Source organism: Tritonibacter multivorans (assembly GCF_001458415.1).
Lineage (GTDB): Bacteria > Pseudomonadota > Alphaproteobacteria > Rhodobacterales > Rhodobacteraceae > Epibacterium > Epibacterium multivorans.
On sequence record NZ_CYSD01000043.1, the window covers coordinates 82004 to 99915 of the forward strand.

Here is a 17912-nt window from a genome sequence, read left to right on the forward strand (position 1 = left end):
TTGGTTTAGCCGCGCATCCGTGCGCCATCTGCATCAAACAGCGGCGTGGTGATCAGGCGGGCCTTGTGCAGTTTGCCCAGGATCTCGATCTCAACCTCAAGGCCCGCGACCGCGCGGTCTGCGGGCACAAACCCCTGGGCGATGGATTTCTGGGCATAGTGGCTGTAGCCGCCAGAGGTGCAGAAGCCCACGACCGCGCCGTCGAGCCAGATCGGCTCATAGGCGACGACATCGGCATCATCAGCTTCGACCTCAAAGGCGCAGAGCTTGCGGGCGGTGCCTGCGTCCCGTTCGGCTTCGGCTGCGGAACGGCCAATGAAATCAACCTCTTTCTTGAAAGAGATAAACCGGTCCAGACCCGTCTCCGCCGCAGTATAATCGGGCGAGAACTCCGACAGCCAGGAGCCAAAGAACTTGTCCAGACGCAAGCTCATCATCGCGCGCATGCCAAAAGGCTTCATGCCGTGTTTTTGTCCCTCCGCCCAAAGTGCGTCCCAAAGGGCGCGCTGGCTGGGCAGGTCGCAGTAGATCTCATAGCCCAGATCACCGGTGTAGCTGACGCGCTGAACAATACAGTCGACCATGCCAATGGTCATGCGGCGCACGTCCATGAATTTCAGGTCCACCGGATCGCGGGTCACCGCTGCCAGCACCTCGCGCGCTTTGGGGCCTGCGATCTGGAAGCCGTTGACCTGATCCGAGACATTCTCGAGGCTGAGGCCTTCGTCCAGATGCTGCAGGAACCAGCGCATATGGTAGGCTTGCGCGCCGTAAGAGGCGGTCAGCTGGAAGTCATCTTCGGCCAGACAGGAAATGGTGAAATCGCCGATCAGGCGGCCCTTGGGCGACAGCATCGGGGTGAGGCTCAGGCGGCCCGGTTTCGGAATGCGGCCTGCCATGACCCGATCCAGCCACGCCCGCGCGCCTGCGCCTTTCAGGCGGTATTTGCCAAAGTTGTGGGTCTCGTTGATGCCAACGGCTTCGCGCACGGCTTTGACCTCGCGCGCGGTGGCGTCAAAGGCGTTGGAGCGGCGGAAGGACGGGGTTTCAAACCGGGGTTCGTCGCCTTCCGCGAAATAGTTGGCGACCTCCAGCCCATACTGATGGCCCCAGACCGCGCCCATGCTGTCAAAGATGTCGTACATCGGCGTGGTGCGGAAGGGACGCGCGGCGGGGAGTTCCTCGTTCGGGTAAGCGATGGAGAAGCGTTTTTGGTAGTTTTCGATCACCTTGGGGCGGGTGTAGCCCGGTGTGATCCAGTCGCCATAGCGCGCCACATCCATAGCTGAGGTGTCGCGTTCGCATTCCCCTTCGACCATCCATTGCGCCAGCATCAGGCCCACGCCGCCCCCTTGGGAGAAGCCTGCCATCACCGCGCAAGCCGACCAATAGTTCCGTACGCCCGGCACCGGGCCCACCAGCGGGTTGCCATCCGGGGCAAAGGTGAAGGGGCCGTGGATCACGGATTTCACGCCGCTTTCCGCCAGCGCGGGGAAGCGTTTATAGGCGAATTCAATACTGTCTTCGATCTTGTCAAAATCATCGGGCAGCAATTCGTGACCAAAGTCCCACGGCGTGCCATCGACGGCCCAGGGGCGGCAGGGCTGTTCGTAGAAACCGATGCACAGGCCTTTGCCTTCCTGACGCAGGTAGCTTTCGCCGGCCGGATCCATCACATGCGGGTGCTCGATGCCTTGGGACATCATTTCCTGGATCAGGGGCACCTCATCGGTGACAATGTATTGGTGCTCCATCGGGTGCAGGGGGAAGTAAATCCCCGCCATCGCGCCCACTTCGCGCGCCCAGAGACCACCTGCGTTGACCACATGTTCAGTGTGGATGCTGCCCTTGTCGGTGACCACATCCCAGGTGCCGTCGGGGCGCTGGTTGGTCTCGATCACCTTGGTGTGCGTTTCAATGGTTGCGCCGCCCATCCGCGCGGCCTTGGCATAGGCATGCGTTGTGCCAGAGGGGTCAAGGTGACCATCCAGCGGATCATAAAGCGCGCCAATAATGCCGTCGATATTGGTGACGGGGGCGATTTTCTTGATCTCTTCCGGGCCGACGATTTCGGTCTCAAGCCCCATAAAGCGGTGCTTGGCGCGCTCCGCTTTCAGCATGTCGAACCGCTCTTGGGTCTCTGCAAGGGTCACGCCGCCCACATGGTGCAGGCCACAGGACATGCCGGTGATCTCTTCCAGTTCCTTATAGAGCTTGATGGTATAGCCCTGAAGTGCTGCCATATTGGTGTCGCCATTGAGGGTGTGAAAGCCCCCGGCTGCGTGCCATGTGGACCCTGACGTCAGTTCAGAGCGTTCCAGCAGCATGACATCGGACCAGCCAAGCTTGGTCAGGTGGTAAAGCACAGAGCAGCCGACAACGCCGCCGCCGATCACGACCACACGGGTGGTGGTTTTCATGGGGGACCTCCTGGAATTTTTGGATCTTTGCTCTCTTCTTGCGGGACGCGCGGCAGGCGGTCCATCCCAAAAGCGACATCCCAGGCGACGTGTGTTGTCAGCTGCCGAGGTGGATCAGCTCCTTGGCGCGGGACATGAACAGCGCGTTTGCTTCACCGGACGCTTTGAGTGCCGCAAGCTCGGCGCTCACACGGGGAATGAGATGTGCGTGTTTGCGATGAATATAGTGATGCACGCTGGTGGTTTGCAGCACGACCGGTTCGGGCGAGATATTGCGAAATCCCCCCCTTTGGCTGGCAATCTGGCCCGAAATCTGCCCCATGATGACCGCGTCGACATCGCCGTTTTCCAAAGCCCTGAGCGCATGGGCGCGGGTGGGCATTGGCATCGCTTTGCGTGCGTATTGCCCCAGTCGTTTCGCAGAAACGATGCCGTCCAGATAGGCGATGGTATAGCGATGCAGGTCGTCGGGTTTCTCGATGCGAACCCAGCTGTTGCGACGTACAAAAGCTGCCGATTTCATATAGGCGACAGGCGGGTCCACCTGCAGCAGATCGGGATATTTTCGCGTCAGGCCGGAAATTCGCAATGTCTCACCTGCGAAATGGCCCATGCTCGACAATTGCAGCGACCGAAGACCGGGGGTTTCAACAAATCGCACGGGAAGGTCGAGGCGCCTATAAACCTCGCTCAGGACGTCTTCCGTGATGCAGCCCAATAGGGCGCCGCGCGTGCGGGAAAACACAAGGGTTTGTGGCGGAAACGGTAAGGGGCCGCTGAGGTCAGAGCAAAGTGACGGAAGCGCCTCAGTATCGGCAAAAGCCGATGTGCCAATGCAAAGCGCACCAGCTGAAAACATGAAATTTCGGCGCGAAAAATTCAAGTGTCACCACAAGTTAGTCAACTTACAATGTGGCGAACCGTCCCCCCTCGCGTCAATAATTAACTTCTTCCTTCCTACGTTTTTGGAGGGTGCTGCGGTTATTCTGGAGGTATTTTTGTCGGTTTCCGGCCATGCGATGCTGGGCGTTGCGAAACGGCAGCAAAACACCAAGAAGAGAAGCCTTAAGATTGGGCGTCCACCACAGGACGTGCGGCCAAGCCGTCCTCGGCCGACCCACTGTCACAGGCAAGATGCCAAAAGACCCAATCTCTGCGGGGCGCGCCCGCGCTGACCGGTTGGAAAGACGCGAAACGGCGGCCCCAGAAGGACCGCCAAACTGTTCGGTTGCGCGGCGCGATCAGGTTAATCCAGCGGTCGAATACGCAGACCCGTAATGCGGTTGCCTTCGCGGGTGGTGACTTCGAACCGGAAGCCGTGGAAGGAAAACACCTGACCTGTGGTCGGGATCATCTGCGCCTCGTGGATCACCAGACCGGCCACGGTATTGGCCTCTTCGTCGGGCAGGTTCCACTCCATCGCGCGGTTGAGATCCCGGATGGTCGTGGCGCCTTCGACCAGATAGTTGCCGTCCGGCTGTTTCTTGGCAAAGGTCTGCTCTGCGGGGTCAAACTCGTCGGTGATTTCGCCAACGATTTCTTCCAGAATATCCTCGAGCGTGATCAGCCCCTGCAGCGCGCCGTATTCATCTACCACCAAGGCAAAATGACTGCGCTGGCGCAGGAACTGGCGCATCTGATCATCCAGCGTGGTGGTTTCCGGGATGAAATAGGGCGGTTGGCAGACCTCGGTGATATTGAACTCTTTCAACGCGCTGGCGTCACCTTCGGCACCGCCGATGGCCGCATAGATATGGCGCAGCAGGTTCTTGGCGTGGACCACACCAATGATGTTTTCCGGCTCATCGCGGTAGACGGGCAAGCGGGTGTGCGGCGAGGTCAGACATTGTTCGACGATCGCTTGCGGATCGCCATTGGCGTCAATCATCTCGATATTCGAACGGTGCAGCATGATCTCTTCGACGAAGCGTTCCGCCAGATCCAGCGCGCCAAGGATTCGGTCGCGGTCTTCTTTTTCGACCACCCCTTCCGAATGGCCGATCTGCAGCGCACCGGCGATTTCTTCACGGACCGCCATAATATGGCTGTCGGGGTCGATCTGCACACCAAAGATGCGCAGCACAAGGCGCACAAAGAACCGCACGGCAGAAACAACCGGCGCCAGCACGGTGACCAGAAACCCAATGATCGGGGCCACAGCGGCGGCGGCTTTTTCCGCGTTGGAGATCGCATAGGTCTTTGGCAGGACCTCGGCAAAGACCAGAACCAAAAGGGTCATCACCAGCGTCGCCAGCGCCACGCCGCTTTCGCCAAAGGCGCGGGTGAACAGGGATGTGGCAAGCGAGGCTGCAAGAATGTTCACCAGGTTATTGCCCAACAGCACCGAGCCAATCAGCCGTTCGCTGTCTTCGGTTACCTTGAGGGCCCGCACGGCCCCGCGCGAGCCTTTGTCGGCCTGGCTGCGCAGCTTCCCGCGGGAGGCGGCAGTCAATGCGGTTTCAGACCCGGAAAAGAACCCCGACAGCACCAAAAGAAGCCCGATGCCCCCAGCGGTAAGCCAGAAAGCGCTGTCCAACACATTTGCGGTCGTGTCCATGAAGTGTCCGTCTTAAGTTCTGTTCAGGAAAATGGTTGCTTTGGTTATGGGGGGCAGCGCCCCTCCAATCAAGAGCGCGCGCTCAAAAGACCCTGCGATTGAAGCGCTTTACTGTGGGTCTTCGTCGCCCGCACCCTTTGCCAGCGGGTGGTGCTGATGCACCAGTTCCGCAAGCCGGGTTTCCAGCACATGGGTATAGATTTCGGTGGTGGCAATATCCGCATGGCCCAACAGGGTCTGGATGCTGCGCAGATCGGCGCCATTGGCCAGCAGATGCGTGGCAAAGGCATGGCGCAGCGTATGGGGCGACACCTGTGCGGGGGAAATCCCTGCTGTCGCGGCAAAATCCTTGACCAGAAGAAAGAAGCGGTTGCGGGTCAGATGGCCCGACTTGCCATGCGAGGGAAACAGAAATTTCGAGGGTCTGTCGCCTTTGGCTTCGCGCTTTTCTTCGACGTCGTCCCGATGGACAAGCCAATCCGACAGCGCCGCGCGGGCGGGGGGCGACAGGGGCACCATACGTTCCTTGCTGCCCTTGCCCATGACCATCAGCATGCGTGGATCACCGCGTGTGGCGGAAACCGGCAACGAAACCAGCTCGCTCACCCGCATCCCTGTGGCATAGAGAAGCTCGATCAGGCAGGCATTGCGCAGCCGGTCCCCAGCATTGCGCCCGGTTTCGCGCGCCGCCGCAAGCAACCGGTCCACGTCTTCTTCACTGAGCGTTTTGGGTAGGGATTTGGCCCGGCCCGGTCCCTTGATCTGCATTGCCGGATTGTCCGTGCGCCAGCCCTCTTCAAAGGCAAACCGATACAGCTGTTTGAGCGCCGACAGTCTGCGCGCGCGGGTCGCCCGGCTGAGCCCTTCGGCATCACAGGAAATCAAGTAGCTTTCCAGATCATCGCGAGTGGCCGCCGCAAAATCGAGCCCCCGATGGGTGGCCCATTGCGCCGCGTCTTTCAGGTCGCGCCCATAAGCCAAAAGCGTATTCTGTGCGGCGCCAAGCTCTGCGGCTTGCGCTTCGAGAAAGGTGGAAATCCACAGGTCGGTTGTGGCGGGGGGATGCGCCATCTCAGCGGTCCTCGAGCAGCAAGAGCTGAAGGGCGGCACGGCGCGCCGTGTCCTCGAGCCCGATCAGGCGCAGGGCGGCAATGGATTGTGTCAGCGCCGACAGATTGCCTTCGGAACCATGCGCAAAGCTCTCCATGGTGATCAGGATGGCCTCACCCAGTCGGTTCTCCGACAGCAGCAGCCCCTGCGCCATCGGCAATTCTACAGCGTCGGAAAATCCGCGAGCAATGGCAGCGGCTTGCTGAGAGGGGGCTTGATCGGCATCGGGAACACCTTGCGCAACTGCGCTGAGGAAAGCCCCATCTTTTGCGCCCTCGGGCGCGCGGGCAACCTCATACCCTGCGGACAGCAATTGCAGTTTCCAGGACAGAAGTGCCGCGTCTCCGGTCAGCGGCAGTTTGGCAAGAGCTGGGGCAAAAAGATCCGCCATTGCCAGCTCCAGCCCGGCATCGCGCGCGGCGGTCCACAGGGCGGGCAGGGCGCGGGCCACAGGGTCCGTCTTGCCACTGGCCGCAGTATTGCGCAGGGCGCTGTCCAGCGCCTGCACGGCTGCGACACGATCCCAGATGCCACCAGACGCCGCAGGGCGGCGTTGCGTAAACAAACCCAGCAACAAATTCGGGTTCATGGCTCCGCTGCGGGTCAGCCGTTCGGCGGCCTCCAGCTGGGCTTTCCATCCCGCAATATCGCGCAGGTCCGCATGGGCATAGGCACGGGGCAGGGCGGTTGTGGGGTGCGGTTCGCCAATGGCCTCATAAAGCCGCAGTGCCAGCGGGTCCGGGCGCTGTGGCGGCGGCAGACGGGTTGCTTCGTCCTCATAGAATTCTGGATTGACAAACCGGTCCAGAAGCTCCCGTTCGGTGTCGTCAAAAACACCAAGGGCCAGACCACTCTCCAAGATCAGCGACGCCGTGGGCCAGTCGCCCCGGCGTACCGCACAGTAAATACGCGCCCGATAATCCCGGTCCAGATAGGGCCGGGCGGTCAGCATGGCGCAGCTGCGGCTTTCCTCTCCGGTTAGCAAAGTGGCCTCGAACCAACGTTTAAACCGCTCCGGAGTCTTGCCGGGGCCCGCCTCCTGAACCAGCGCCAGGGCTGGGTCCACAGCGCCAATGTCCATCAGCCGGTCAAGACGGGCCAGCAGGATCTTGTCACCGGCCTGCGGCGCGGGGCGTGCGTCTGTCAGCAGGAGGGTCAGCAGCAGCGACTGCATCGCGGGCAGCCCCCGCGCAGGTGTCTGGCGCAACCGCGTGGCAAGCAGATCCGGCGGGCTGTTCTGCCACAGGTCAATCGGCAGACCGGTGACTGCGCTGGACACAAGTCCCAGCGGTGGCAGTTGCTGTTCCAGGGGCGTGACAGTGACCGACGGCCCCTGGCCGTTTTCAGTCACCGGAGGTTCCAGCAAGACGGTTGGTGGGATCACATTCGCGGGCGCAGCAGGCTCTTTCAGCCACTCGATCGCGCTCATCGGTTGGTCCACAGGCTGCGGTTGCTCCGCTGGCTGGGCATCGACGCCGACCGGGACAGCGCCAAGGGCACAGCCCAGCACGGCAGCGCCGGTCGTCGCCCGGCCAAACCCCGCCAGCCTGCGCCGGCCCAAAGGGCTAGTCCGCATTGAGCACCAGAGGCTTGCGCATCTCGGCGGTGGGGGCGGAGAAATCCGCGCCGAACCACGGGCCGACATAGGCATAGCCGACAAGCCCGATCGCCCCGAGAACGATGAGATAGACCAAGTATTTGACCAAACGCGCCATGGGTTGTGTCCTGCCTGCTTCTTTCTGTCTTTTCGTCGTTTATATATGGCCTTTTCCGCAATATCACGTCATTCACAGAAGAATGAGCGAAAAAGATCTAGACACTGGCGCTTTGGCAGAAAGCCGCGCGCAGGCAGCGCCTTCCGAGGCCGGTTTGGAACAGGGCGGTAACCCTCCGGGAACCCTGAAGAAAACCGTCGTTATGGTCGGCATGATGGGGGCAGGAAAAACCGCTGTAGGCCGCGCTTTGGCTGCGCGCCTTGGGGTGCCTTTCCTCGACAGCGATCACGAGATCGAAACAGCCGCCAATATGACCATCCCCGAAATCTTTGCCCGCGACGGCGAAGCCTTCTTTCGGGAAAAGGAACATCAGGTGATTTCGCGTCTTCTGGAAGAAGAATGCGGAATCCTGTCCACGGGCGGCGGCGCCTTTCTGGCCGAACGCAACCGTGCAGCGATTTCCAAGGCTGGCGTGGCTGTGTGCCTGAAGGCCGACCTCGGGGTGCTGTGGAAACGTGTGAAAGGGCGCGACACCCGGCCTTTGCTGCAGACCGATGACCCCTATCAGACCCTGTCCGAGATCTATGCCGCGCGCGTGCCGATTTATGAACAGGCCGAGATCAAAGTGCCCTCGGATGGCGAAACAACAATCGAAGTGATGGTGGATCGCGTGCTCGAGGCACTGGCGACCCGCCCGGACGTTTTGGAGACGACGTAATGGAACGTGTGGTGCATGTGCCCCTGGATGATCGGGCTTATGATGTGGTGATCGGCCCCGGATTGCTGGCCACCGCAGGCGCGCGGATCGCGCCGCTGCTGCGCCGCAAGAAAGTGGCGGTTCTGACGGATGAAACCGTGGCAGAGATTCACCTCGACACCCTGCGCGCAGGCTTGGCCGCCGAAGGGATCGAGATGGATGCGTTGGCGCTTCCGCCGGGGGAAAGCACCAAAGGCTGGCCGCAGTTCACCCGCGCGGTGGAATGGCTGCTGGAACAGAAAGTCGAACGCAATGACGTGGTTGTCGCCTTTGGCGGCGGCGTGATTGGGGACCTTGCGGGCTTTGCCGCATCCGTTCTGCGTCGTGGTGTGCGGTTTGTGCAGATCCCGACCTCGTTGCTGGCGCAGGTTGACAGTTCCGTGGGCGGTAAAACTGGCATCAATGCCCCGCAGGGAAAGAACCTGATCGGAGCGTTTCACCAGCCCTCGCTGGTGCTGGCGGATACCGAGGTGCTGGGCACGCTCACCGCCCGGGATTTCCTGGCGGGTTATGGCGAGGTGGTGAAATACGGCCTGCTGGGGGACGCGGCGTTCTTTGACTGGCTCGAAGAGCAAGGCCCGAAGCTGGCGGCTGGCGACATGGAGGCCCGGGTAGAGGCCGTGACCCGTTCGGTGCAGATGAAGGCCGATATCGTCGTGCGCGACGAGACAGAGCAGGGCGACCGCGCGCTGCTGAACCTTGGTCATACCTTCTGCCACGCGCTGGAAGCGGCGACCGGCTATAGCGATCGTCTGCTGCACGGTGAGGGCGTGGCCATTGGCTGTGCGCTGGCCTTTGAACTGTCTGCGCGCATGGGGCTGTGCTCTCAGGAAGACCCAAGCCGGGTGCGTGCGCATCTCAAGGCGATGGGCATGAAAACCGATGTCAAAGACATCCCCGGTGATCTTCCGGACGCCAACGGCCTGCTGGAGCTGATGGGGCAGGACAAAAAGGTGGTGGATGGCCAGCTGCGGTTTATCCTCGCCCGTGGGATCGGGTCAGCCTTTGTAACCGCAGAAGTCCCCCGCGACAAAGTTCTGGGCGTGCTGGAAGACGCGCTGGCCTAAGCCCCGATCAATAAATGGCAAAACACCCGCCGGGCAGGGCCGCGGCGGGTGTTTTTTGTTTTTGCTCAGAAATTTGCCTTAGGCGGCGTAGGCCGAATTGTGCTGCTCCAGCTTGTCATCAGCGTCGCTGCCGAGCTGGAATGCGGCAATTAGCGCGGTCAGCTGTGTTGCCAGACCATACAGCGACTGCGAGGCTGCGGCGGTTTCTTCGACCATTGCCACATTGTGCTGGGTCATGCCCTCCATCTCGCCAACGGCGCTGTTGACGTCCGACAGCTGTGCGGACTGATTGCCCAGAGCCTGCGAAATGCCCTGGATCAGCTCGCTTACGTCGCGCACCTGACCGGAAACCTTGGTCATGGCATCGCCTGCAGAGTTCGCCAGCTCAGAGCCGCGTTTCACTTCGCCTGCGCTGCGGCTGGTCAGCTCGTCAATCTGGGCCACCGCCGCAGAGGTCCGCTGCGCCAGCGACTGCACTTCGCCTGCGACCACGGCGAAACCACGGCCTGCTTCACCAGCACGGGCGGCTTCCACACCAGCGTTCAACGCCAGAAGGTTGGTCTGGAAGGCGATTTCTTCGATCACTTTGGCAATCTGGGAAATCTCCTTCGAGGAGGTCTCGATCGCGGTCATGGCCTTGGTGGTTTGGACGACCACTTCGGAACATTGCTCCACCTCGCTGAGCGTCTGCGACGACAGCCCTTCGGCCTCTGACGCGTGGTTTGCCGAAGAGCGCACGCTTTCGGTGATCTCGCGCAAAGCCGAGGTCGAACGCTCCAACGCATTGGCCTGAGATTCGGTGCGGTTGGACAGATCGCCCACATTGGCCGAGATCGACATCGCGCCTTCGCTGACAGACAGACCGGTTTCGCGTACCACCTGCATCGCCCCGTCCAGTTCGTTGGCAAGGGAGTTGAAGTCGAGACGCAGGGACTGGAAGCGTTCCGGGAAGTGTTCATGAATGCGGAAGGTCAGCGCTTTGCTTTGCAGCTGGGTCAGACCCGTGCCGATTTGCGCTTGCACAAAGGCTTGCTCTTCAGCGTTCTGGGCCAGTTCCTGATCCGCTGTGCGTTTTTCAATCGCATGCCCTCGCAGGGTTTCTGCCTCGCGGGCAATACGGCCGATTTCATCCTTGCGGGTCTGACCGGGCACAGCGCGGTCCAGCTTGTTCTGGCCAATTTCTTCCAGCGCTTCGGTCAGGTTGCGCAGGCCGCCAACCATGTCTTTGATCAGCTGCGCCGAGATGTAGAAGATCACCAGCATCAGCACACCAAAGCCGACAGATGCCGTCCACAGCGCGTTGCGGTTTGCCATGTCAAACGCGGTGTAGTCAGCGCTGAGGTTGGCAACGATCTTCTCTTCGACTTTTTTGATGCTGATAATCTTTTTGGTTGCCAGCTCGAACCACGCGCCTGGCTCCATGACAGGCACATTTTCGCCTTTCAGAACCGCATCGCGGATGGTCTGAAACTCCTGATAAACATCTGACTTCACGTGATCTTTATAAAGCGCATAGCTTTCGGCAGTGGTCAGCTCGTGGAACACGCGCAGGCGCTCTTTGGCCTGATTGGTCGACAGGGCAAGACGCACCATATTCGGCGTCGACCACCCTTCGGTAAAGCCAATGGCCCCCGCCGCGCGCTGGATGCCGTAGGCATCTTTTGCCATCTGGAAATAGGTCAGCGCCATGGAACGTTCCGCCAGAACGGTGTCTGGGATCAGAATTTCCAGCGCCAGCGCCGTTTCCAGAAGGTGCATGTTCAGCGCGGTGTAGAACCCAACGGCCTCATTTGGCGACATCGCACGTGCATTGACCTGTTCGCGGATCGCATGCACCGCTTCCAATTCGTGATGGGCTGCCTGCACAAACTCGATCGAGGTGCCATGCAGTGCGTCAAGGTCAATCAGGTCGAAGATTTCCAGCATATGGACGGATTTTGCATCGACCGTTTCGCGCTGCTTTACCAGCTTGTCAGGAATTGTTGTGGCATCAGAGGCGAGGAAGCCCGCTGTCACGCCGCGCTCGACCTGAATTTCATGTACCAGACTGCCAACCGTCAGCATGACGTCCTGGGTCAGTTCGGTGTCAAAACTCGCGCGCTTAGCAAGTGTGTAAATCTGGAAGCCCGCAATTGCGGTCAGGAAGGCCAGAGGAATCGCCACCAGCAAGAGAACCTTGCTGCGGATCGTTGTATTTCGGAAGGCACGTTGAAGCATTTTGGCTCACCCGGTACTCGTTGCAAATCCCGAGCACTTTGTGGGTAGACTTACTAATTTTCTCTTGCCCTTACGGTGGTTTTTCTGAGGGAAACACCTGAATTTGGCCGATAATACAATAAATTAGGGGCGACCAAGCGGTCGCCCCGGCAATTTAGGGTAGAGTATGTGTTTCTCATGGCCTTGCGCTGGCTTTGCGCATTGCCCGGAAATTTCGCGCTCTACAGCGGGCAATTTTGCCTTAGAACGGGATCTCGTCGTCGTCGATATTGGAGGAAGGTGCCCCCTGACCGCCGCCGAAGCCGCCGCCCTGATTGCCACCACCATAGCCGCCGCCTTGGTTGCCGCCGCCATAGCCGCCACCTTGGCTGCCACCGCCATAGTCAGCACCGCCCTGGCCGCCACCAAAGCCGCCGCCACCGCCGCCTTCACCGCGACCATCCAGCATGGTCAGGGTGGAGCCAAAGCCCTGCAACACAACTTCGGTGCTGTAACGGTCGGCACCGGACTGGTCCTGCCACTTGCGGGTCTGCAGCTGACCTTCGATGTAAACCTTGGAGCCTTTGCGCAGGAACTGCTCGCAGACACGCACCAGGCCTTCGCTGAAAACGGCAACAGAGTGCCATTCGGTTTTCTCGCGACGCTCGCCGGTGTTGCGGTCTTTCCAGGTTTCGGAGGTTGCAATGCGCAGGTTGCACACTTTGCCGCCATTGCCGAAGGTGCGGACCTCGGGGTCGCGGCCGAGGTTGCCGATGAGCATTACTTTGTTCAGTGAACCGGCCATGGGATCGGTGTCCTTTGTCTCTTGTCTTGTTGTCTGGTCTTGGCTGGGCAGTTCCAGCATCCGCTTTGGGGTGGAGCATTCTCCGAATCCCGTGCGGCCTGACGCCCACCCTAAACGCCGCAGCGCATTGAGGAAAGGGCAGGCAGGTCATTGCCAGCCTTCCTTTAGGGCGGGATACGCGCGACCGCTAGGGGGCTTTTCGTCAGAGATTAAATTTCTATATACTGAGGTGGATTGTGACGAGGAAGGGTGAGGGACCTGGGGCCTCATGAAGTGTGTTTGGATGCGTTTTTCCGTGGTCGGGCTTGCCGCTCGGTTTGGGATCGTTGGACTGTGCAGCGCCATTGCGGCGCCGACAGTGCAGGCGGACCCGCTTTTTCAGAACGGCAACAGTCGCAAGCTGTTTGCTGAGAAAACCCGTTTTTTGGACAAACGTGCAGCGACGCAGTATCGCGATTCTGAACGTCTGCGCCCGGAACGCTTCCTGCCCGAAGCCGCGCCGCGCTATGCCGGCACTTACAGAGGGCAGTATCTGGACCTCGCCCGGCAGGCGGCGCGCCAATATGGTATTCCCGAAGACCTATTCCTGCGCCTGATCCAGCAAGAGAGCAATTGGAACCCGCAGGCGAAATCGCACAAAGGGGCGCTGGGGCTGGCACAACTGATGCCGCAAACCGCAAAGAGCCTTGGCGTGAACCCGCATGTGCCCACAGAAAACCTGAGCGGCGGGGCAAAATACCTGGCCCAGCAATACCGCACCTTTGGCTCTTGGCGTCTGGCGCTTGCGGCCTATAACGCAGGTCCGCAGGCCGTGCGCAAATACGGTGGTATCCCCCCCTACAAAGAGACCCGCAATTACGTCCGTAAAATCCTCGGAAGCTAGGGCTGGGTCCGCCGCGTTAACCATATGCCCCCAATCCTTCGTTAACCGGTCATTAATCTGCCTTAATCAGAGGTGAATTTGACCGCGTGGTAGGGACTGAATTCGGGGGCTGGTGATGGGACATAGCACAATGACACAGCGCATGGATCGTCTGGCTTGGACGCCAGAGCAGGGGCCAAGCGCGGCACTTGTGGATCATATTCTGCAAGGTCAAGGCGCGCGCCCTGTGGTGCGTCTTGGTCTGAAATCGACCTTTGTGGTGTCTGGTCTTGGGGTGCTGAGCGGGCTGGGTGCGGGCCTTGCGCTGAAGTCCCAGATGGCCAGCGGTCTGGACGGTGCTGCGCTTCTGTTCAGCCCGGTTGGGCTTTATGCCTGCCTGATGTGTCTGACCGCGGCTGGAGCAGCGATGTCTGGCAAACTGCCGCGCCTGCGGGAATTTTCCTTCCTCAGCGCGGTGGCGATTGCGGCCACATTAATGAGCTAAAACAACAGGTTTCCAGTGGGTGGGACTGCGGGAACGCGCGCTCGGGTCACATAGGCCCGGGCGCAGTGATTTGGCATTTAAGAAGAAAAAGATGATATTTTTGCGGTTCTCTTAAGGGCTGGTTCACCAATTTCGCTCAATTCTGGCTTCGAGCTAGTCAGAAAGGCGAGACATATGCAGGTAGAACACAGCCATAATCTCGAGCAGCCCAGCGGCATTCCCGCAGCATTCTATGAAGACGTGGATGCGATGATCGCTGCCGGTGAATACTCCAATGCCCTTGAAAAAATGCTGCCCCAGGTTCAGGAAGCCACCATTGAAGTGGGTCTTCTGGAACGCAGCGCCGATTGCTTCTTTCACATCCGCGATATGCAGAATGCAATCGACGTGATGAAATACGCGGTCGATAAATGGCCGGATCAAGCCAGCAGCTGGGGGCGTCTGGGCCTGATGCTGCAGACCGTTGGCGACCTGAAAGGCGCAAGCGCGGCGTTTGAAAAGGTTCTGGAAATCGAACCGAACTCTGTCCCGGCGCTTTGCGCGCTGAACGGGATTGAAACCTTCAGCATCAAAAGCGCCTATGCATCGCGCCTCGAGGCGCTGGGGCGTCGCAGCGATCTGGATGTGCAGCTGCGGGTGCTGATCTTCAACGCGCTCGGCCAGATCTGCCACGCCGCAGGCCATCCCGAACTGGCACTGGCAATGTTTGACCAGTCCAAAAAGCTGAGCGGCGGCACCTTTGTGTCCGAGATTTTTGCTGACATGGTCGCAGAGCAGGAAACCTATTTTAAGCCGGTCACCATCGAACCGGGCACCGATGCGGCAGATGAGCTGAACATGGTGTTTGTCGGCGGCATGCCGGGGGCGGGATGTTCGCTGGTCGAACGGATCCTGGCGGCGCATAAGGATGTGACCTCTATCGGTGAAAATAGCGCTTTGTCAAAGACATATGGCGCGATGCGCATGCATCTTGCCCGCACCGATCGCGGGGCCGGTCACTGGGAAGCGATGAACTCCCTCACCGAGGAAGAGATCGAAATCTTCCGTCAGTTCTACTTCGAACGTGCACTTGGCGGTCAGAAGATGACCACCACGACACTGGTGGATGCCCGCCCGATGGGTGTGTTCGAATTTGCGCTGGCGCAGAAACTGTTCCCGAACGCCCGCTTTATCTGCCTGACCCGCAACCGCATGGATACGGTTCTGGCAAACCTCGCCAATGTCTTTGTCGGCGGCAATGCCTATGCAACAGAGCCGAGCGCGCTGGCCGAGATGATGGGTTTTGTGGCGCGCTCTGCGCTCGATTACAAAACCAAGATGGGCGACCAGATGCGTGTTCAGTCTTTTGAGGCGCTGGTGCAGACTCCGGAAAACCAGATCCCGGCCATGCTGGAACAGGTTGGCCTTGGCTTTGATGCATCCTGCATGACCCCGCCAATGCTGGCCGCGATGGAGCCGCTGCAAAACGGCCTCGGCAAGGAAGAGCTGTCGCCTGCGCTGGTTGGGCAATGGGAAGACTACAAAGAGGCGATCGGCCCAGTTGTCGCTGCGATGGATGAAGCGTCGCAAGCCGCTTGGAAATCGCTGAAAGACGCAGCCATCTCCGAGACCTGATTTCGTCGATAACAACAGGCCGAATTGAAACCGGTCGAGCAGAGCGCGCAGTGCACCAGCCGGTGCCTGCGCCTTTTTGTGTTTGGTCCCGATTTCGCCGGTCTGGGCAAGGGGCAAGACAAGCGCCGCAGACACTGCGCAGCCGGACAAAGAAAAACACCCCGGCCCACAGGCCGAGGTGTTGTGTAAAGCGATTTTCCTTTTGAGGGAAAAGCTTATTCGGCAGCGATCTTGATCACCGGGGTCATCGATTCCATGACATCATCGCCCAGGTGACATTTGATCTGGTGGCCACCTTCCAGGGTTTTGATCGGCGGAACTTCTTTTTCGCACAGTCCCCCGGCAACCTTGTCCTTCCAGCGGCAGCGCGTCTGGAACGGGCAGCCGGTTGGCGGGTTCATGGCCGAAGGAATATCGCCTTCGAGAACGATGTGCTCTTTCTCGATCGAGGTGTCGGCAATCGGCACCGCGGACAGAAGTGCTTCGGTATAGGGGTGATAGGGCGGGGAGAACACCTGTTCGGTGTCGCCCAGTTCCACCACGTGACCAAGGTACATGACCATCACGCGATCCGACAGGTAACGCACGATCGACAGGTCGTGACTGATGAACAGCAACGTGGTCTTCTCGTTGCGCTGAATTTCCATCAGCAGATCGGTCACAGCTGCCTGCACCGACACGTCAAGTGCCGACACCGGTTCGTCGGCCACCACAATGCGTGCATCACCAGCAAAGGCGCGTGCAATACCCACACGCTGTTTCTGACCACCGGACAGCTGACGCGGCATGCGGTCGGCAAAGGCGCGCGGCAGTTTCACCAGATCCAGAAGCTCCAGCATCCGCTGTTTGCGCTCTGCGTCCGAATTGCCAATGTCAAAGATCTCCAGCGCCCGGATGATCTGACGGCCCACGGTCATCGAGGGGTTCAGCGTGTCGAACGGGTTCTGGAACACCATCTGCACGTCGGCAATGGTGCCCGCATCCCGGTCGTTGATGCCAATTTTTTCGATGTTGCGGTTGTCGAGCAGGATCTGACCGTCGGTGGCGGTCTCCAGACCCATCAGAACCTTCGCAAAGGTCGACTTACCACAGCCGGATTCCCCTACAATCGCAAGGGTCTCGGACTCGCGGGCTTCAAAGCTGAGCGTCTCGTTGGCTTTGACAACTTTCTTGTCACCGCCGCCGAACAGGGCGTTGGCCGCAACCTCATAGTATTTTTTGAGGTTGTCCATTTTCAGAACGACCTTGCCCGGTTCGTTCTTTTCTTTCTGCTCGCCAACTTCCATCGGCGCGTCCCAGTCGATTTCCGCGAACTTCAGACAACGGGTCGCGTGACGGTCATTGCCGGGCACGTCTTCCATTGGAATGTCCTGCGCGTCACAGCGGCCGGCCTCGAAGTAATCGCAGCGCGGGCCAAAGTTACAGCCGTTCGGGCGTTCGTGGGGCAGGGGGAAGTTGCCGGGGATCGCACGCAGGGGGCGCGCGTTCTTGTCGGCACCCGGCAGCGGGATCGAACGGAACAGCGCCTGCGTATAGGGGTGCTGCATTTCGTCAAAGACATCTTTGATCGAGCCGCGCTCTACCGCCTCACCGGAATACATCACACACAGACGGTCACAGGTTTCCAGAACCAGACCCAGGTTGTGCGAAATGAACAGCATGGAGGTGCCGTATTTTTTGCCCAGATCTTTGACCAGCTCGACCACGGCGGCCTCAACGGTCACGTCCAGCGCAGTGGTCGGTTCGTCGAGGATCAGCAGCGAAGGTTTGGACATCAGCGCCATCGCAATCACGATCCGTTGCTGCTGACCACCGGACAGCTGGTGCGGGAAGCTGTCCAGCATGCGTTTGGGGTCGGGCAGTTTCACATCGGTGACCACCTCAAGCGCGCGTTTATACGCTTCTTCCGAGGAGACACCTTCGTGGATCATCGGCACTTCCATCAGCTGTTTGCCGATTTTCATCGCCGGGTTCAGCGATGCCATCGGCTCCTGATAGATCATCGCGATCTCATTGCCGCGCACGTCCCGCAGCTCTTCGGCGGACATATCCGCCAGATCGCGGCCTTTGAACTTGATCGAACCGCCAACAACGCGGCCGTTCTTGCCAAGGTCCTGCATCACGCCAAGCGCAACAGTGGATTTACCGCAGCCGGACTCGCCCACAAGGCCCACGGCCTCGCCGGGCATAACCGAGACGGAAAAATCCATCACAGCGGGGATTTCGCGAAGGCGGGTAAAGAAGGAAATGGACAGCTTGTCGATCTCAAGGATCGGGCCATCGTAGTCTTCAAGTTTGCTCATT

The 17912-nt window shown here is 59.8% G+C and carries 14 protein-coding genes; 5 read left to right on the forward strand and 9 right to left on the reverse strand.

The genetic code is table 11. The annotated features are described in order from the left end of the window. Window positions 1-5: 5 nt before the first annotated feature. From TRM7557_RS18520 to TRM7557_RS20130, 6 genes are all read right to left on the reverse strand, one after another. A complete protein-coding gene (locus TRM7557_RS18520; protein ID WP_058291715.1) occupies window positions 6-2420 on the reverse strand; it encodes a GcvT family protein in 2415 nt (804 codons plus the stop codon). A 97-nt stretch (window positions 2421-2517) separates the two neighbouring features. Next, complete coding sequence (locus tag TRM7557_RS18525; RefSeq protein ID WP_082626661.1) at window positions 2518-3279, reverse strand: substrate-binding periplasmic protein; 762 nt, start codon at window positions 3277-3279, stop codon at window positions 2518-2520. A gap of 387 nt (window positions 3280-3666) precedes the next feature. Continuing rightward, window positions 3667-4977 (reverse strand): HlyC/CorC family transporter, encoded by a 1311-nt coding sequence (locus tag TRM7557_RS18530; RefSeq protein ID WP_058291717.1) that lies wholly within the window; start codon window positions 4975-4977, stop codon window positions 3667-3669. 108 nt (window positions 4978-5085) lie between these two features. Continuing rightward, on the reverse strand, window positions 5086-6048 hold the full coding sequence (locus tag TRM7557_RS18535) for a site-specific tyrosine recombinase XerD (protein ID WP_058291718.1): 963 nt from the start codon (window positions 6046-6048) through the stop codon (window positions 5086-5088). A gap of 1 nt (window position 6049) precedes the next feature. Beyond that, complete coding sequence (locus TRM7557_RS18540) at window positions 6050-7516, reverse strand: hypothetical protein (RefSeq protein ID WP_058291896.1); 1467 nt, start codon at window positions 7514-7516, stop codon at window positions 6050-6052. A gap of 136 nt (window positions 7517-7652) precedes the next feature. Beyond that, the gene (locus TRM7557_RS20130; protein ID WP_165592485.1) at window positions 7653-7802 is read right to left on the reverse strand and encodes a hypothetical protein; all 150 of its coding nucleotides are present in this window, start codon (window positions 7800-7802) and stop codon (window positions 7653-7655) included. 82 nt (window positions 7803-7884) lie between these two features. Here TRM7557_RS20130 and TRM7557_RS18545 point away from each other — a divergent pair, with 82 nt between their 5' ends. Both TRM7557_RS18545 and aroB read left to right on the forward strand, forming a co-directional pair. After that, window positions 7885-8520: a shikimate kinase gene (locus TRM7557_RS18545; protein ID WP_074941935.1), complete on the forward strand. Its 636-nt coding sequence runs from the start codon at window positions 7885-7887 to the stop codon at window positions 8518-8520. Further along, window positions 8520-9626 carry a 3-dehydroquinate synthase gene (gene aroB, locus TRM7557_RS18550; protein WP_058291719.1) on the forward strand — a complete coding sequence of 369 codons (1107 nt, stop codon included), beginning with the start codon at window positions 8520-8522 and terminating at the stop codon, window positions 9624-9626. The genes TRM7557_RS18545 and aroB overlap by 1 nt, the downstream gene beginning before the upstream one ends. A 78-nt stretch (window positions 9627-9704) precedes the next feature. Here aroB and TRM7557_RS18555 read toward each other — a convergent pair whose 3' ends face one another. Continuing rightward, a complete protein-coding gene (locus TRM7557_RS18555; RefSeq protein WP_058291720.1) occupies window positions 9705-11843 on the reverse strand; it encodes a methyl-accepting chemotaxis protein in 2139 nt (712 codons plus the stop codon). A 241-nt stretch (window positions 11844-12084) separates the two neighbouring features. Further along, entirely contained in the window at window positions 12085-12627 is a 543-nt protein-coding gene (gene ssb, locus TRM7557_RS18560) for a single-stranded DNA-binding protein (RefSeq protein WP_058291721.1), read from the reverse strand. A gap of 268 nt (window positions 12628-12895) precedes the next feature. Here ssb and TRM7557_RS18565 point away from each other — a divergent pair, with 268 nt between their 5' ends. From TRM7557_RS18565 to TRM7557_RS18575, 3 genes are all read left to right on the forward strand, one after another. Beyond that, window positions 12896-13510 (forward strand): lytic transglycosylase domain-containing protein, encoded by a 615-nt coding sequence (locus TRM7557_RS18565; protein ID WP_082626662.1) that lies wholly within the window; start codon window positions 12896-12898, stop codon window positions 13508-13510. Between the two features lie 115 nt (window positions 13511-13625). Continuing rightward, window positions 13626-13994 carry a hypothetical protein gene (locus tag TRM7557_RS18570; RefSeq protein WP_074941936.1) on the forward strand — a complete coding sequence of 123 codons (369 nt, stop codon included), beginning with the start codon at window positions 13626-13628 and terminating at the stop codon, window positions 13992-13994. A 174-nt stretch (window positions 13995-14168) separates the two neighbouring features. Continuing rightward, entirely contained in the window at window positions 14169-15608 is a 1440-nt protein-coding gene (locus TRM7557_RS18575; RefSeq protein WP_058291723.1) for a tetratricopeptide repeat-containing sulfotransferase family protein, read from the forward strand. A 215-nt stretch (window positions 15609-15823) separates the two neighbouring features. On the opposite strand, the gene TRM7557_RS18580 is transcribed toward TRM7557_RS18575, so the two are convergent. Then, window positions 15824-17911: a dipeptide ABC transporter ATP-binding protein gene (locus tag TRM7557_RS18580; protein ID WP_058291724.1), complete on the reverse strand. Its 2088-nt coding sequence runs from the start codon at window positions 17909-17911 to the stop codon at window positions 15824-15826. Between the last annotated feature and the right edge of the window lies 1 nt (window position 17912).

What these genes read in the sequence shown, in the direction of transcription:
- TRM7557_RS18520 (WP_058291715.1), bottom strand. Translation starts at nt 2,420, where the DNA reads ATGAAAACCACCACCCGTGTGGTCGTGATCGGCGGCGGCGTTGTCGGC.
- TRM7557_RS18525 (WP_082626661.1), bottom strand. Translation starts at nt 3,279, where the DNA reads ATGTTTTCAGCTGGTGCGCTTTGCATTGGCACATCGGCTTTTGCCGAT.
- TRM7557_RS18530 (WP_058291717.1), bottom strand. Translation starts at nt 4,977, where the DNA reads ATGGACACGACCGCAAATGTGTTGGACAGCGCTTTCTGGCTTACCGCT.
- TRM7557_RS18535 (WP_058291718.1), bottom strand. Translation starts at nt 6,048, where the DNA reads ATGGCGCATCCCCCCGCCACAACCGACCTGTGGATTTCCACCTTTCTC.
- TRM7557_RS18540 (WP_058291896.1), bottom strand. Translation starts at nt 7,516, where the DNA reads ATGAGCGCGATCGAGTGGCTGAAAGAGCCTGCTGCGCCCGCGAATGTG.
- TRM7557_RS20130 (WP_165592485.1), bottom strand. Translation starts at nt 7,802, where the DNA reads ATGGCGCGTTTGGTCAAATACTTGGTCTATCTCATCGTTCTCGGGGCG.
- TRM7557_RS18545 (WP_074941935.1), top strand. Translation starts at nt 7,885, where the DNA reads ATGAGCGAAAAAGATCTAGACACTGGCGCTTTGGCAGAAAGCCGCGCG.
- aroB (WP_058291719.1), top strand. Translation starts at nt 8,520, where the DNA reads ATGGAACGTGTGGTGCATGTGCCCCTGGATGATCGGGCTTATGATGTG.
- TRM7557_RS18555 (WP_058291720.1), bottom strand. Translation starts at nt 11,843, where the DNA reads ATGCTTCAACGTGCCTTCCGAAATACAACGATCCGCAGCAAGGTTCTC.
- ssb (WP_058291721.1), bottom strand. Translation starts at nt 12,627, where the DNA reads ATGGCCGGTTCACTGAACAAAGTAATGCTCATCGGCAACCTCGGCCGC.
- TRM7557_RS18565 (WP_082626662.1), top strand. Translation starts at nt 12,896, where the DNA reads ATGAAGTGTGTTTGGATGCGTTTTTCCGTGGTCGGGCTTGCCGCTCGG.
- TRM7557_RS18570 (WP_074941936.1), top strand. Translation starts at nt 13,626, where the DNA reads ATGGGACATAGCACAATGACACAGCGCATGGATCGTCTGGCTTGGACG.
- TRM7557_RS18575 (WP_058291723.1), top strand. Translation starts at nt 14,169, where the DNA reads ATGCAGGTAGAACACAGCCATAATCTCGAGCAGCCCAGCGGCATTCCC.
- TRM7557_RS18580 (WP_058291724.1), bottom strand. Translation starts at nt 17,911, where the DNA reads ATGAGCAAACTTGAAGACTACGATGGCCCGATCCTTGAGATCGACAAG.